A 15,446-nucleotide genomic window follows, 5' to 3' on the forward strand; every position below is an offset into this window, starting at 1 on the left:
ACCTGGATTCGGGGGAATCGTGAGACGAAGAAGACCGCTCCAACCCGGCCGCGCCTCGCTCGCGGCGGCGTCGGTGCTACTGATCTTTACCGGATTGATGACAACGACTCCGGCGCAGGCCGAACCGGTCACGCCGCCCTCATCGCCGGCCGTACCGAACCCGGCCGAACCCGCCGATCAGGTCCCTCCGGCGAAGCGGGACAAGGTTCTGCAGAAGAACTGGCGTAGTTCGAAGGATCGGATCTGGACGACGACCGGTGACGCGAACGGGTTCCATGTGCTGACCGCCACGGCGAAGACCGGCTACCAGTGGGAGACCGCGGCCAGCCTGTCCGAGCCCGGTTTCGACGTGGACCTGTGGATCGGTAACGCATGCGCGACCGAGTCCGGGCGCCGGGTCGTGGTGGTGTACGGCCCGAGGACCTTCACCAACAAGGCGGATCTGTTCGATCGTGGTGGGTTCACCGCGGTGGTCGACCTGGTCACGCATGAGGTGAAGAAGCTGCCGGTGCAGTCGTCGCTGGCGTATTTCAACCCGGGTTGCGGTGCCGGCGAGAAGGCGGTGATCTCGCAGTTCGACGGGGAGCGGCGGGAGGACCCGAAGGACACCACGACGCAGAGCCGTTTGTTCACGGTCGATGCCGCGGCCCGTACGCTGTCCAAGCCGATCCTGTTGAACACCGAGCTGAGCTCGCCGGTGCCGGTGCGCGACGGCGGCATCACGGCGGCTGCGGCGGGTGGGCTGGTGACGGTCAGCCCGGCGGGCAAACTGACCCGCACCGCATCGGCCACCGGGGTGCCGTTCCGGCTGGTGCCGGATGCCGCCGGTGGTGTGGTGTTCATGGACAAGGCCGGTGAGCAGGTCCGGGTGCGGCGGGCGGTCGGCAAGGCGGTGACCGAGCTGGCCAGCGGCCCGGCGAACGATGTCGGTGTGACCCGTGGGGACGCGGGCCGGGTCTTCATCACCGGTGAGCCGGCGAAGGTGGCGAAGCTGCCGTCCGGCGTCCAGAAGATCGCTGTGCCGCGGGAGAGCGTTGTCTCCACCCGGGGTGACCTGGCGCTGACCAAGGTGAAAGAGGTCGGCGCACATGATCCGCGGACCGATACGGTGGATCCGACCGTCGCCAAGGACGTGGTGGTGTCCGCGACGGTGGTCGCGACCGGAGAGTCCCTGACGTTCGAGGTGAGCCCCGCCGTGATCGGTGCGGAGGCGATCGCGGGGCGGGCTGTGCACCCCGAACTGGGTACGGCGGCCACGGCGAAGACGCAGGCGAAGAGCCTGGCGCAGGCCGGCTCGCCGACCGACCCGGTCGAGGACGAGCGGTACTGCTCGGTTGCCCGCAACGATGTGCGGAACCAGGCGGTGCAGCCGAAGCCGCGCAACGTGGAGTGGGCGGTCGACCAGGCGATCGTCGGCAAGCTCAACCAGGCGGCGTCGCGGCCGGCGAACTGGAAGGGTTACGGCATGCCGGCGTACTCGCCGCAGACGCTGTTCCCCGCCCCGGCCCTCCTCGGCGGCGGCCGGGTTCCCGCGCAGATCATGTTGGGCATCATCGCGCAGGAGTCGAACATGTGGCAGGCGTCGAAGTACGCGCTGCCGGGTGTCGCGGCGAACCCGCTGATGGGCAACTACTACGGCCGTGACATCTACAACAGCAACACCGCGGATGACTGGGACATCAAGTGGACGGACGCCGACTGTGGCTACGGCCTGACCCAGGCGACCGACGGCATGCGGATGCTGGGTAAGGAGAAGACCGACGACAAAGGCAACAAGGTCGAGGTCGCTCTGCCGTACGAGACGCAGCGGGCGGTGGCGGTGGACTACGCCGCGAACATCGCGTACGGCCTGCGCATCCTGCAGGACAAGTGGAACCAGACGTACGCGGCGGGACTGAAGGTCCACAACGCCGACCCGTCCGCGATCGAGAACTGGTTCTTCGCGGTCTGGGCGTACAACTCCGGCTTCTATCCGAACAAGAACGACGGACAGCCGTGGGGCGTGGGCTGGCTCAACAACCCGATCAACCCGCGGTACGACCAGCAGCGACACCCGTTCATGACGCTCTACGAGGACGCCAAGAACCCGCAGCGGTGGCCGTACCCGGAGAAGGTCATGGGTTGGGCCGCCAATCCGATCACCATGACCGAGTCGCCGGGCGTCGAGAAGGCCGGCTACAACTACGCCTGGTGGAGCACCCCTACGGACAAGTTGAACGTCAAGCCGCCGAAGGAGCTGTTCTGCACCGCGGAGAACAACTGCTACCCGGGTGTCGCGCAGCAACCGAACGCTCCCGGGATGGAGACGGAGAAGCCCGGCCCGTGCCTGCACACCAACGCCGCGGGTCAGTACGACCTGAAGTGCTGGGCACATTCCCCGGTCTCCTGGCAGAAGGTCAACGCGGCCGGGGCCTGCACCAGCTGCGGGCATGAGCAGTTGCGTTTCGACCCGGGATATCCCTGGTGCTCGACGGCCGGTCAGACCGGCTGCGAGAGCGACGGCATCAGCTACCCCGTCTACTGCGACCAACTGGCCGGACTCTCGGAGTCCTCGGTCGTGGTCGACGACGTGCCGGCCGACGCGCCCACACCGCGCGGGTGCGCCGAGGCGCCACGGAGAGCTGCCGGTTCCTTCAACCTGTCGTTCTCCGGAGCAGGTGACGGCACCTATCCATCGAAGATCGATTTCCATCAGGTCGGTGGCGGCTATCGCGGCCACTACTGGCGGGCCAGCACTCGTACGCCGGGCACCGAAGGCGGCAAGCTGGAGGTCACGGGCACCTGGCGGTTGGGTGGTTACGGCGCCAAGAAGATGCGCGTCCAGGTCTTCGTCCCCGAGTTCGGCGCGTGGACCGAACAGGCGAAATACACGATTCACCTGGGCAACGGGCAGACCCGTTATCGCGTCCTCAACCAGACGTGGCAGCAGAACCGCTGGATCGACCTCGGCACCTTCGATTTCAAGGGTGATCCCGCGGTCTCGCTGACCACCGAGGCCAAGGACGGCACCGGCGACGACAGCATCATCTTCGACGCGGTCGCCTTCACCTTGGCGGGCGCGCCGGCGTACGGGGAGGAGAACGACCTCTGGCCGGAGGATCTGGGAGATTCTCTGCCGGATCAGGTGCACTACGTCGCCATGGGTGACTCGTACGCCTCCGGCGAGGGCCTGGCTCCGTACGACCGGAACAGTGATCTGCAGCGGACCAACGGCACCAAGGGCTCAAAGGTCAACGCCTGCCATCGGTCACAAGGCGGCGCCTACCCCAGCCAGGCGAAGGTACCCGGCGACGATGCCTGGGGGCTGTTCGGCAACGCCGACGACCATCTTCCGGTGGCTCGGATGGTGCAACAGCACAACTGGGGAAGTTTCGGGTTCATCGCCTGCTCGGGGGCGAAGACGACGTCGGTCACCCGCGATGCCGTCAACAGCCCGCCGGCCGCGTCCGACTCGGGCGGGCACACCGACTGGGGCAGCGCCGACTACGCCTGGGGCGAGCTGACCCAGGTGGAGCAGGGCTGGCTGGACCCGGAGACCACCCACGTGTCGATCTCGATCGGTGGCAACGACGTCCGGTTCGCCGAGATCCTCCGGGGTTGCATCGCCACGCTCGGGAAGTGTTCCGACACGGATTACAAGCTGACCCGGGACAACGGCAAGGTCGATCCCGAGGCGCTGCGGGACTACGAGACCAAGATGATCCGTGACTGGTTGCCGGCGAAGTTGAAGGCCACCTACCGGGCCATCCACCGGGCCGCACCGAATGCGGCGATCTATGTGATGGGGTATCCGCAGTTGTTCCCCATCGAGCGGGCGAACGAGATCTGCTGGGGTCTCAACTCCGAGGACCGGCTCTTCCTCAACGCGCTCGCCGGTCGGCTGTCCATCGCCATTGCGCACGCCGTCGACCAGGTCAAGGCCGAGGGCGTGAACATCCGGTGGATCGACGCCAGCAAGGGCATCTCCGTCGCCGACGAGGATGACGAGAAGAAGTGGGCCTGCGGCGGCGACGACGACCACCGGTGGGTGAACGGGGTCACCTCCAAGACCACCGACGGCAGCGGGGAGTCGACGCCGGGCACCGGCACCTTCCACCCGACCAGTGCCGGCCAGAAAGGTCTCGCCAACCTTCTGAGCAACGCCTTCGGCGAGGACCAGAAGTCGCGGTCGGAGTTGGTGACCGAGGTCAAGGAACACATCATCGAGTACGCCAACACGCGCTGGCCCACGGACAACAAGGGCCGCTGGAGGCTTAAGGACGAGCAGGCTCAATATGCCGCGGAACGATGCGTCGACCTGGCTCGACGTGGCGGGGCGGTGCCCATGTACGGCGACTACACGCCGTGTCTGATGGTGCCGATCCTGTTCCCCACCGCCTTCTCGGCGAACGGTGCCGCCCGCAACGACGAGATCGCCATCCAGGCGAACCCGCCATGGGTGCAACTGCGGTACGTCAGCGGAGCGAACGAGAAGAAGTGGACGTTCAAGACCAAAAAGTGGTTCGAGAAGGTGATGTACGGGCAGACGACGTGCCCGACGCCGCGCACCAGCGGCATGGAATGTGACGAGTTCCCGTTCTACACGTCCGAAGAGGGCGGTGCCTGGGACTTCTGGACCGGCGGTGAGAACTCTCCGTTGACCACGCGACTGGCTGAGGTTCCCGAAGAAGAGAACGGCGACGAGGGAAGCATGGTGGGCGGCATGTACACCGCCTGCAAGATGCGTACGGCGACGTACACCCACGTCGACAATCCCGACCCGCTGCCCCAGGGGCAGTCGTACTTCTGGAATCAGCGTCTGACCAGCGGAGATCTGTTTCTGACGATTCCGCTGACCGATGCCAGCAAGACCGACCAGGTGAAGACCTTCTACGTCTGCTGACCAGCGGCCCCAGCCACCGTCCGGTGGCTGGGGCCGGCCTCAGAGCAGCCGCATGGCGTCGGCCGAGATGAAGTCGGAGATCTCCCACTCCTGAAGGTCGGACAACCACACGAAGTGCCGTCGCTCGATGCCGGTGGCGCAGCACCGGATCATCTCGCCGAGTGAGGCGAACACCGCCGTGAACGGGGGATCCGGCTGCGGCGCCCACAGGTGCATCGGCACGCCGTCATCGGTCGCGGCGGACAGGTCGGCGAAGAAGTGCGCGGATCCCGCCTTGAACACCGGAAGCCACCAGGGCGCCCATTCACCGTCCCAGAGGTCCGCTGACGGCGGGAACGGATCCCGCTCGACCTGGAACCGCCGGACGTCGAGTGCCTCTTCCAGCGACAAGAAGTTCCAGGGCGCGCCGATGGAGCTGTCCCACCCGCCCCGCCGGCCGCCACCCAGAACCCCGTCATGCCATCCCCACCAGCGGCGCAACTCCGCCGGCAGGACCACGTCATGCGCGGCTTCGAGTTCTTCGCGCCGGGCGTCCGTCAGGCCGGGTAGGAGTTTGCCGACAATGGGCGCCTGCTGAGTGCGCCAGGCCGCTTCCAAACGGGCAAGATCCTCGTCGCGCAGCATCGACACATCATGCCACTCGTCGTCGCCTGTCACCGGCGAGAATCGTTCTGGTTCGCGCACGTTCTCCTTCGGACAGCTCGTACGAAGGAGAGCCGTCCTCACCGTGCGCGGCGAGGATCACACGTCATCCAGGACTCAGCCGTCCGGGTCTGCGGGCCGGTGTGTCATTCGGAAAAGGAGACGTGTATCCCCGAGAAATGCGGAGATGCCCGCCGTCCCCCGTTCATGCCGGCGGGCATCTCGCTGTTCCTCGGACGGCCGTTCGGCCGCGGTTGCCGTAGGTGGGTCACCCGTCGCCATCGGGTGTCCATGTGGCGTCCCGATTCCCCCGTACGCTTGCGTAACCGGGCGAGGGCGACCCTTCCTCCGTCAACGGGGTCAATGCTCGTCGCTGGACCTTGTACGAAACATGGGAGACTTGTAGCGGACCTTGTGGACTTCTTGAATCCCCTGGTAGCGACGATGTGAGTGGGGTCAGTTGGCGGTGGAGTTCGGTGTGCTCGGCGTGGTGGAGGCCTGGATCGACGGCCGTCCGGCTGACCTGGGGCATTCCCGGCAGCGGAGTGTGCTGGGTGTGCTGCTCGTGGAGGCGGGCCGTCCGGTCACCCCGGATCAGCTGATCGACAGGGTGTGGGGCGAGCGCGCACCCCAGCGTGCCGCCGGCGCCCTCTACAGCTATCTGTCCCGGCTGCGGCGTGCCGTCGCCGGCGCGGAGGACGTGGAGATCCGGCGTGAGCCCGGTGGATACCTGCTCACAGTGAACCCACAGGTGGTCGATCTGCACCGGTTCCGGCGGCTGATGACGACGGCCCGGTCGGCGGAGACCGACCGGTCGGCGGCCGGCCTGATCGAGCAGGCGCTCGGCCTGTGGCGGGGCGACCCGTTCGCCGGACTGGACACGCCGTGGATGGCCGCGATGCGGCGCACCCTGCTCGGTGAGCGCTTCGCCGCCGAGCTCGACAGCAACGACGTGCTGCTCCGGCTGGGCCGGCACGGCGAGCTGCTGCCGTCGCTGCTGGCCGCGGTCGCCGAGCACCCGCTGGACGAGCGGCTCGCCGGTCAGGCGATGCTCGCGCTCTACCGGGGTGGCCGCCAGGCCGACGCCGACGAGCAGTACCGCCGCATCCGTCGCCGCCTCGCCGACGAGATGGGCAGTGACCCGGGTGCCGAGCTGCGCCGGCTGCACGAGCAGGTGCTCGCCGCCGACCCGGCGCTGTCCGTCGTCGCGGGCGACGTCCGGGCACCGGCCGGTCCGGTGACGATGGCGCCGGCGACGGTGCCCGCACAGTTGCCCGCCGACGTGCGGGCCTTCACCGGGCGTACCGGGGAGCTCTCCGCCCTGGACCGCCTCCTGGAGCCGCTGGACGGTGGTGAGCCGCCGCTGACCGTCGCGTTGCTCTGCGGCACCGCCGGGGTCGGCAAGTCGGCGCTGGCGGTCCGGTGGGCGCACCGGGTCCGGGAGGCTTATCCGGACGGGCAGCTCTACGTCAACCTGCGCGGCTACGACGCCGAGCAGCCGGTGGCGGTGGCCGACGCGCTGGCCGGATTCCTCACCGCCCTGGGCGTCCGCGGCCCGGAGATCCCGCCGGGCACCGACGAGCGGGCGGCCCGCTACCGGTCCGAGCTGACCGGCCGGCGGATGCTCGTGCTCCTCGACAACGCGTCATCGGTGGAGCAGGTCCGGCCGCTGCTGCCCGGCACCGGTTCGTGTCTGGTTCTGATCACCAGTCGCGACTCCCTGCGGGGCATGGTGGCCGTCGACGGCGCCGAGCGGGTCAATCTCGATCTGCTGCCCCTGCCGGACGCGATCGGGCTGCTGCGCAAGCTGATCGGCCCCCGGGTGGACCGTGACCCGGACGCCGCCGCCGCGCTGGCCGCCGCGTGCGCCCGGCTGCCGCTGGCGCTGCGGATCGCCGCCGAGCTCGCCGCGGAGCGCTCCGACGTGCCGCTGCCCGAGCTGGTCGCCGAACTCGGCGACCACCAGATGCGGCTGGACCTGCTGGACGCCGGTGGCGACCCACGGGCCGAGGTGCGCGCGGTGTTCTCCTGGTCGTACCAGAACCTGCCGGAGGGTGCGGCCCGCGCGTTCCGGCTGCTCGGGCTGCACCCGGGGGAGACCGCGCACGTCGACGCGGTGGCCGCGCTCATCGGCGCCCGGCCCGGCGAGACGCGGCGGCTGCTCGACGTCCTGACCCGGGCCAGCCTGGTCCAGGCCGGCCGGGGCGGCCGCTACGGGATGCACGATCTGCTGAGTGCCTACGCGGCGGAGCTCGCGGAGGGCAACGACAGCGAGGCGGACCGGCGCGCCGCGGTCACCCGCCTGTTCGACCACTACCTGACCTCGGCGACCGTGGCGATGGCGACGCTGTATCCGGACGGCGCCGCCGCCGTTCCCGCAGCGAACGGTGACCCGGGCGCCACCGCGGCGGCCGGGGATCCGGACACGGCACGGGCCTGGCTCGAGGCGGAACGGCCCAACCTGGCAGCGGTCTGCACGAACGGCGCCGCGCACGGCTGGCACCGGCACGCCATCGATCTCGCCGGCACCATGTTCCGCTATCTCGACGCGGGCGGGCCGGTCGCCGAGGCGGCGACCGTGACCGCGTCCGCGGTGGCCGCGGCCCGTGCCGTCGGCGACACCGAAGCGCAGGCCAGGGCCCTTTCCAACCTGGGGAGGCTGCACCGGCGCCAGGGCCGGCTGCCCGAGGCCGCCGAGACCTACCGACAGGCATTGCGGTTGTACGCCGAACTCGGCGAGCCCGAGGCGGAGGCTCTGGTACTTCGCAACCTGGGCAGCGTCGACTGGCGGCGGGGCGACTACCGGCAGGCCGCCGAGCACTACCAGCGTGCCGGGATGCTGTGCCAGGAGCTGGGCGACGACGACGGCCGGGCCGACGCCGTGGTCCGGCTCGGGCTGATCGACGCGCGACTGGGCGACGGGAAGCAGGCCGCCGAGCGGTTCGGGACGGCCCTCGACCTGTACGCGGCGCTCGGTGACCGGTTCAGTGAGGCGTATGTGCTGTCCCTGCTGGCCCGGCTGCCCCACCACCCGGTCCCGCTGGAGCAGGCCGAGGCACACCTCGATCAGAGCCTCGCCGCGGTTCAGCGGGCCGGCGATCGCACCGCCGAGGCGTACGTGCTGACCGATCTCGCCGCGATCCACGTCCGTCAGGGCCGCCTCGCCGAGGCCGCGGCCCACCTGCGTCGCGCGCTGGTGCTGCTCCGGCGGATCGGTGACCGGGCCAGCGAGGCGGAGGCGCTCAACGATCTCGGGCAGGTGCTGCACGCGGTGGGGGAGGCCGCCGAGGCGCGGGCCCAGCACGGCCAGGCGCTGATGCTGGCCGAGGACTTCGGCGACCGGTACGAGCAGGCGCGCGCCCATGACGGCATCGCGGCGGCGTCCGGGGACCTCGGCGAACTCGATCCGGCCCGCGCGCACCTCGACCTGGCCAGGCGCATCCTCGCCGAACTGGAGGTCCCGGCCGATCAGTCCCGCTGGACGCCGTCGATCCAGAGCACGGTGACCGGGCAGCCGCGGGCCCGGGCGTAGGCGACGACGTCGGCGGTGCCGCCCAGCCCGCGGGCCGGGCGGCCGTCCCAGACCGCGAACAGGTGGTCGCACCGGTCCACCAGGGCTTTACCGGCGTCGAGGAAACTCTGATCGGACGGCTCGCCGCCCGGGACCGTGGTCACCGTGGCGGCCGCCCGCACGAGGTCCTCGAATCGGGCCCGGCTGCCGTCCGTCAGGGAGCTGCCGAACTCCGCCCAGGGGAGGATCGCCTCAAGGGTGCCACCGGCCGCCAGCACGTGGTCGGCGAACAGCTGATCGGCACCGTCGGCGAGACTCGACACGCCGAGCAGCCCGGGGCCGGTGGGCAGCACCCGTCGCCAGTGGTCCACCGCCCGCTCGGCGATGCCCGGTGGGAGAACCCGGTGACCGGTGACACCGAACCGCACATTGACCTCCGTATGAAGCATCATGACGATACGGCCTCCCGGTCCCGTCCGGGGGGCACGCCGTTGTCAGGAGGCCGACCGGGGTACGGCGGGGCGAACCGTCCGGAGTGGGCGCTCCCGCGTGGCGGGAGGCAGCCCCATGTGATTTCATCTATGCGGGCCGGGCGTTCTCCCCCGTGAATGCCCGGCCCCCATGATCCCGTTCCGTGCGCTCAGGCGTCGTGCCGGCGGATCGCCAGGTTGCCCGCGGCGATCACGACCGGCGTCTGGGCGGCCAGCGCGACCAGGGTGCCGACCGCCACCTTCGAGGCGAAGAACAGGCCCCGGCATGGCACGGTGACCCGGCCCGGCCGCACCGTCAACGAGCGATCGTCGGCCGCCGTGGAGACTTCTGCGAGACCAGCGGGTGTCGGGTCGGCGCAGCGGACCGTCCTCCCCGGTCGCCAGAATGGCAGATTTCGATCAGCGCCGGCCGCCTCGTGCACCCCGCCAGTCTCCGTTCGCTGCGCTCATCGCACCGCCTCAGTCCATGACCTACCCATGACTTCCGTCATTGCAATTGACTACAGTCATCATGCGGCGTCATTATGATGACAGTCGTAATGCAGCACGGTACGGGGAGAGTGCATGTCGAAGACCGCACGCCGCATCGCTCAGTGCGCGGCAGTCCTGACGGCCGGTGCGGTCGTCGTCCTCGGTGCACTCGCCGTCCCGACGCGGGCCGTCCCCCGGCCGATGATCCCGGCCGGGGTCACCGCCGGTCTGCCGGCCACCCCGGGGCGGCCCTGGTGGTCGGCGGTGTCAGGTGAGCTCGTTGAGCTCGCGCCAGAGCTGCGCGGCCCGCCGGAACGCGGAGATGTCCTCAGCGGCCTGCGCCGCCTCGCGCAGGGCGCCGGCGGCCTCCGCGGTCCGGCCGGTCCGCGCCAGCGCACGGCCGAGCGCGTGCCGGAACCGCACGCCCTCCAGGCCCATCAGCTGTTCCCGGTCGACCGACCCGGCCATCTCGACCGCCCGCTCCGGCGCGTCGGTCGCGATGGCGTAGCGCACCTCCAGAGCGGCCATCCGGTTGGCCTCCGGCCCTGACTCGGCCGCCGTCGCGGCCCGCGCGGCCGCCATGTGCTCCTCGATCATCGCCCGGTCGGCCCGGACGTCCAGCAGCGCGGAGACGGCGGCACGGCTGAACCGTGCCCAGTCCCGCAGCGACGTGCGCGGGTTGGCCAGCATCCGGCGCGCGCCGGCGAGCAGCTCGAGCGACCGGCCGGTCTCGCCCGAGGCGGCGAGCGCGAGACTCGCCGCCCAGTGGGCCCGGCCGCTGATCGACGGACTGCCCAGCGCCTCGGCCATCGTCAGCATGCTGTTGACCAGGCGGACGATCTCCGGGCCGCCGCCCGCCTCGGCCAGGACCGAGAGGTGCACGGCCAGGAGCCGGATGTGCTCGGGGCCGTGCCGGAACGCGGTGCCGTCGATCTCCTGGCCGGCCCGCTCCACATGGGTGAACGCCTCGTCCAGCCGGCCGACGTCACGGGCCGCCGCGGCCAGCGACACCCGGATCCGGACCGGGGCCTCGGGCACGTCGGCCGCCTCGGCCGGAGGCAGCAGCCGGGACAGCAGGTCGTAGCGCGCGTTGCGGTCGCCACGCATCTCCAGCACCCGGTCCAGAGCGAGCCCGTGGGTCAGGATCGCGTGCGGGGACCCGGACGTGAGCGCCGTGCCGAAGATCCTCGTGAGCCGCTCCTCGGCCTGCTCCAGATCGCCCTGATCGACGGCGCTGCTGGCCAGCAGCTCCTGGACCAGCTCGGCGCGGCCGGGCGCGCCGCCCTCCGCGCCGGTGGCGATGTCGATGTCGCCGGCCAGCTGCCGCAACGGCACGTTGAGCACCTTGGCCAGGTGGGCGACCACGTCGAGGGTCGGCACCCGGGCGCCGGACTCCAGCAGCGAGATGTACGACTGGTTGACCGCCCCGGAGGCCAGGTCACGCTGGGACAGCCCCAGCTCGGCGCGCAGCCCGCGCAGGCGGCGACCGAACTCGGGCTGAGGCACCTGAGCGACCACGATCCACTTCCTTACGTCCCAGTCCAGCCCCCGCGCTACCGGAATTACTATAGTAATCGACCCCGGCGCCCCGTCATCGATGCGGCATGCGACCCTGCAACACACGTCCGCGTCGGCGGGCGATCCCGCCGAACCACCGAAGGTACCGACCAGATGAGCCAGTACGTCCCGGATCCCGCCGGCTATCACCCACGCCCGCCGGTCCCGGCCCCCTACAGCGGCTATCAACCCGTCGCCCGGGAGATGGTCTCGCGGTCCGGCCGGCTCGGTGCCAGCCTGCTCGACAGCCTGCTGATCATCCTCACCCTGGGGATCGGTTGGCTGATCTGGGCGCTCCTGGTCTTCGGCCGGGCCCAGACGCCTGCTCGCCAAATGCTCGGTCACGTCGTCGCCGACGCGACCACCGGGCAGCCGCTCGACTGGGGTCGCACAGCGCTGCGCGAGCTGGTGATCAAGGGGATCGTCGGTTATGTCGGCAGCGTCCTGACCTGTGGCGTCTACCCGATCGTCGACGCCCTGTTCATCTTCAACGACCGGCGTCAGACGCTGCACGACATGATGGCCTCCACGATCGTCGTCCACCTGTACGACTGATTCCCGTCCGGCACCGCCCCGAAGTCCCGGAAAAGACCTTCTCACCTCGGACGACGCGGTTTTGTCGTACCGGTGGGATAGAACTTCCCCACCTGTTCGTGAGGAGGTCTGGTTGTGACAAGCGGGGGTGTCGCCTACGAGCGACGCAGCGCGGCGCCGGTCATCGCGCCCGTTCGGCCACGCAAGCTGGCGAAGGTGCCGTTCGTGGAGCTGGCCGACGGCCGGCTGCAGGGTGTGGTGTCCAGCGGGTCCGACGTGGAGCGTGTCTACGTCTCCTCGATCACCGCCGGTGACCACGGCCTGAGCTGCAACACCAACAACAACCGGCCCTGCGGCGGCCTCGCCGGCGGCGCCCGGGCCTGTAATCATCTGCGCGCCCTGGCCGACGCCGCCGTCGCGCAGTACGGGGTGGACCGTGTCGCCCGCTACCTCAAGGTCGCCCTCCCCGACGGCGACGACGACCTCTGGTCGGGCCTGCACACCACGACCGCGCCCAGCCGGGCCGCCGAGGTGTTCAGCGGTTTCCTGCGTCACCTGGCCTACCTGGAGGTGCCGGCCACCGCCGAGCCGCTGCCCGAGCTGCACTGGTTCCCGGCCGCCGGGGTGGTGCGCTGATGCTCGCCGACGCGCTACGCACCCGCCCCGACGGTCTCGACGAGGCGTTCACCCTGATCGACGGTCTCGACGACGCCCTCGTCCACGGCCTGGCCCGGATCGACGAGGAGCGCGCCGCAGCTCTGGAGTCGTTCGCCGCCGCCTTCACCGGTTCGCCGCTCGCCGGCCGGGTCGCCGACTCGGTCGGCAAGATCCTCGCCGGCACCGTCACCGACGATCATCTGGCCGTTCTGGCCGGGGCCCGTGCCGCGCTGACCGGTGCCGCGCACGACGCCCTGCTCGGGCGGCTCGACGAGGGCCTCGGCCGGTCTCGCGCTGCCTGGTCCGCCCCGGCCGGCGACCCCGGTGCCGTGCGGTTGCTCGCCGGCGGCCGTTCCTGGCTGCGGGAGCTCGCGATCGCCGGGTGGCGCGGGGTCGACCACGAGCTGGCCGGCGGTGGTGCCCGGGCCGTTCAGGCGTTGCTCGCCGAGCCGGCCGGCCGGCGGCTGGCGGTGCTGCTCGACGGGTTCGCCGCGGAGCTGCGCAGTGCCTCCCCGATCGCCACTCTCGACCGGATCCCGGTGCGCCGCTGGGCCGACCTCTGGGCACGGGCGGTCCTGCTCTCCCAGGACGCTTTTCCCACGGCCGCGGCCGCTCCGGCCGACGGCCGGCTCCTGCTGCTCGGGGTCGATCTGCACGAGCACCCCACGGTCTTCCGTGCACAGGCGCACGGGCTGCTGGAGACACCCGGCGGTGAGGTCCGCCTGGTCCGGGTGAGCGTGGCGGCCGCCAAGGTCGACACGATCAGCGGCCCGTCCGCGTGGCGGATGCTCAGCGGCTTCCCGATCTTCCGGGAGGCGCTGGCCGGGCAGCGGACGGTCGAGGTCTCCGGCATGCCGTTGACCCCGGCCGGCGACCTGCTCTGGGACGAGTCGCGGGCGGTGCCCGGTGAGCCCGCCGACCCGTTCGCGGCCGCCCGGGTCCGGCTCGGCGGTGTGACCGCCCCGGCCGTGGCCCCGCTCGACCGTCATCCGGCCGCCATCGCCGAGCCGGTCCTGCTGGAGGGCTACACCGCCGGTCCGGAGTCGCTCGACCTGGGCGGTGTCACCCTCGCCGTCGACATCGACCGGCTGCCCGAGGCCGGCCCGCTCACTCCGGCCCTGGTCGCCGCCTCGACCGCCTGCCTGGGCCTGCTCCGGTGGGACGGCGGCCGCTGGTCCGTGCAGCCCCTGGCGGTGCAGTCGCTGGTGCGCAAGAAGCCGGTCGTCGCGCACACCGGTGACTGGGCGCTCGGCCCCACCGAGGCCAGGGCGGCCAAGGCCGAGGCGGTCGCCGGTACCGCTGTCGACGTGTTGCGCGAGCGCGCGGGAAGGCTGCTGCGGAGATGAGTGCTGCGGAGACCCGACGCCAGGTCCTCTACTGGCGGCTGCTGGCCCGGCTCTTCGATCCGGAGGAGCAGGCCGCCCTGGAGTCGGGCAGCATGGCGATCGTCGGCGATCTCGGCCTGCCGGCCGCGCTGCTCGACCCGTCCGTCTCGATCGACACCGTCGTGCAACGGTTCCCGCAGCTGGAGGCCGAGTTCGACGGGCTGATGAGCGATCCCGACGACGATCGTGACGGTGAGGTCCGCCGCGCCGCACTGGTGTCCAAACTGCTGCTCAACGTTTTCGCGACCGGCTCCGGCAACGTGACCGCCGAGCAGCTGCAGCGCTGGCAGGCCGACGCCGGCTGGTTCGAGCGGGCGATGGGCTGCGAGCCCGGTCAGCTGCGCGGGCGGGCCGCCGGCGCGGGAGCCGGGGGCGGCAGCGGCGCCGGCACGGGGAGCGGCCCCGGGCTGGGTGCCACGCTCGCCGGGATCGAGGGTGACCTGGTGAGCCGCATGCGGCTGCGCGAGGTGCTGGCCGACAACCGGCTCGCGCGGCAGCTCACCCCGAGCATGTCGCTGATCGAGCAGTTGCTGCGCGACAAGGACAATCTCGACGGCGTGGCGCTGGCCAACGCCAAGGCGCTGATCCGCCGGTTCGTCGACGAGGTGGCCGAGGTGCTGCGGACCCAGGTGGCGCAGGCCAGTGCAGGCACGATCGACCGCTCCGTCCCGCCGAAACGGATCTTCCGCAACCTCGATCTCGATCGCACGATCTGGAAGAACCTGCCGAACTGGAGCCCCGAGGACGAGCGGCTCTATGTCGACCGGCTCTACTACCGGCAGACCGCGAAACGGATCGAGCCGGCCCGGCTGATCGTGGTGGTCGACCAGTCCGGGTCGATGGTCGACGCGATGGTCAACTGCACCATCCTCGCCTCGATCTTCGCCGGGCTGCCCAAGGTCGACGTGCACCTGGTCGCCTACGACACCAGGGCTCTCGATCTCACGCCGTGGGTGCACGACCCGTTCGAGGTGCTGCTGCACACCAAGCTCGGCGGCGGAACCGACGGCACCGTCGCGCTCGACCTGGCCCGGCCCAAGATCACCGATCCGCGCAACACCGTCGTCGTCTGGATCTCCGACTTCTACGAGTGGCAGGAGCAGGCCGTCTGGGACGGCATGCAGGCCGTGCACCGTTCCGGCGTCAAGTTCATCCCGGTCGGCTCGGTCAGCAGCGGCGGCCATCAGAGCGTCAACCCCTGGTTCCGGCAGCGCTTCAAGGACCAGGGCACCCCGGTCCTGTCCGGCCACATCAAGAAGCTCGTCACCGAGCTCAAGAACTTCCTCGTCTGATCTCTCACCTAGGAGACCGTCCCC

At 70.6% G+C, this 15,446-nt stretch carries 10 protein-coding genes; 6 read left to right on the forward strand and 4 right to left on the reverse strand.

The window, feature by feature from the left end; all coding sequences use genetic code 11:
• Positions 1 to 97: 97 nt before the first annotated feature.
• Complete coding sequence (locus ACFO0C_RS06810; protein ID WP_378065678.1) at positions 98 to 4,882, forward strand: golvesin C-terminal-like domain-containing protein; 4,785 nt, start codon at positions 98 to 100, stop codon at positions 4,880 to 4,882.
• 39 nt (positions 4,883 to 4,921) lie between these two features.
• Here the strand turns inward: ACFO0C_RS06810 and ACFO0C_RS06815 are convergent, their stop codons facing one another.
• Positions 4,922 to 5,539 carry an SMI1/KNR4 family protein gene (locus ACFO0C_RS06815; protein WP_378065679.1) on the reverse strand — a complete coding sequence of 206 codons (618 nt, stop codon included), beginning with the start codon at positions 5,537 to 5,539 and terminating at the stop codon, positions 4,922 to 4,924.
• Between the two features lie 451 nt (positions 5,540 to 5,990).
• Between ACFO0C_RS06815 and ACFO0C_RS06820 the strand changes: the two genes are divergently transcribed.
• The gene (locus ACFO0C_RS06820) at positions 5,991 to 9,056 is read left to right on the forward strand and encodes an AfsR/SARP family transcriptional regulator (RefSeq protein WP_378065680.1); all 3,066 of its coding nucleotides are present in this window, start codon (positions 5,991 to 5,993) and stop codon (positions 9,054 to 9,056) included.
• On the opposite strand, the gene ACFO0C_RS06825 is transcribed toward ACFO0C_RS06820, so the two are convergent.
• The 3 genes from ACFO0C_RS06825 to ACFO0C_RS06835 all read right to left on the reverse strand — a co-directional run bounded on the left by ACFO0C_RS06825 (position 8,993) and on the right by ACFO0C_RS06835 (position 11,515).
• Positions 8,993 to 9,487 (reverse strand): hypothetical protein, encoded by a 495-nt coding sequence (locus ACFO0C_RS06825; protein WP_378065681.1) that lies wholly within the window; start codon positions 9,485 to 9,487, stop codon positions 8,993 to 8,995. The genes ACFO0C_RS06820 and ACFO0C_RS06825 overlap by 64 nt on opposite strands.
• A gap of 188 nt (positions 9,488 to 9,675) precedes the next feature.
• Positions 9,676 to 9,825, reverse strand: a complete 150-nt coding sequence (locus tag ACFO0C_RS06830) for a hypothetical protein (protein ID WP_378065682.1) — start codon at positions 9,823 to 9,825, stop codon at positions 9,676 to 9,678.
• Between the two features lie 439 nt (positions 9,826 to 10,264).
• Complete coding sequence (locus ACFO0C_RS06835; RefSeq protein ID WP_378065683.1) at positions 10,265 to 11,515, reverse strand: helix-turn-helix domain-containing protein; 1,251 nt, start codon at positions 11,513 to 11,515, stop codon at positions 10,265 to 10,267.
• A gap of 153 nt (positions 11,516 to 11,668) precedes the next feature.
• Here ACFO0C_RS06835 and ACFO0C_RS06840 point away from each other — a divergent pair, with 153 nt between their 5' ends.
• From ACFO0C_RS06840 to ACFO0C_RS06855, 4 genes are all read left to right on the forward strand, one after another.
• Complete coding sequence (locus ACFO0C_RS06840) at positions 11,669 to 12,109, forward strand: RDD family protein (RefSeq protein WP_378065684.1); 441 nt, start codon at positions 11,669 to 11,671, stop codon at positions 12,107 to 12,109.
• A gap of 114 nt (positions 12,110 to 12,223) precedes the next feature.
• Positions 12,224 to 12,724, forward strand: coding sequence for a hypothetical protein (locus tag ACFO0C_RS06845; RefSeq protein WP_378065685.1), 501 nt, complete (start codon positions 12,224 to 12,226; stop codon positions 12,722 to 12,724).
• Entirely contained in the window at positions 12,724 to 14,091 is a 1,368-nt protein-coding gene (locus ACFO0C_RS06850; RefSeq protein ID WP_378065686.1) for a hypothetical protein, read from the forward strand. Before ACFO0C_RS06845 ends, ACFO0C_RS06850 begins: the two co-directional genes overlap by 1 nt.
• Entirely contained in the window at positions 14,088 to 15,422 is a 1,335-nt protein-coding gene (locus tag ACFO0C_RS06855; protein WP_378065687.1) for a vWA domain-containing protein, read from the forward strand. The genes ACFO0C_RS06850 and ACFO0C_RS06855 overlap by 4 nt, the downstream gene beginning before the upstream one ends.
• Positions 15,423 to 15,446 lie beyond the last annotated feature (24 nt).

The sequence above is a fragment of the Actinoplanes subglobosus genome, from assembly GCF_042650585.1.
Lineage (GTDB): Bacteria > Actinomycetota > Actinomycetes > Mycobacteriales > Micromonosporaceae > Actinoplanes > Actinoplanes subglobosus.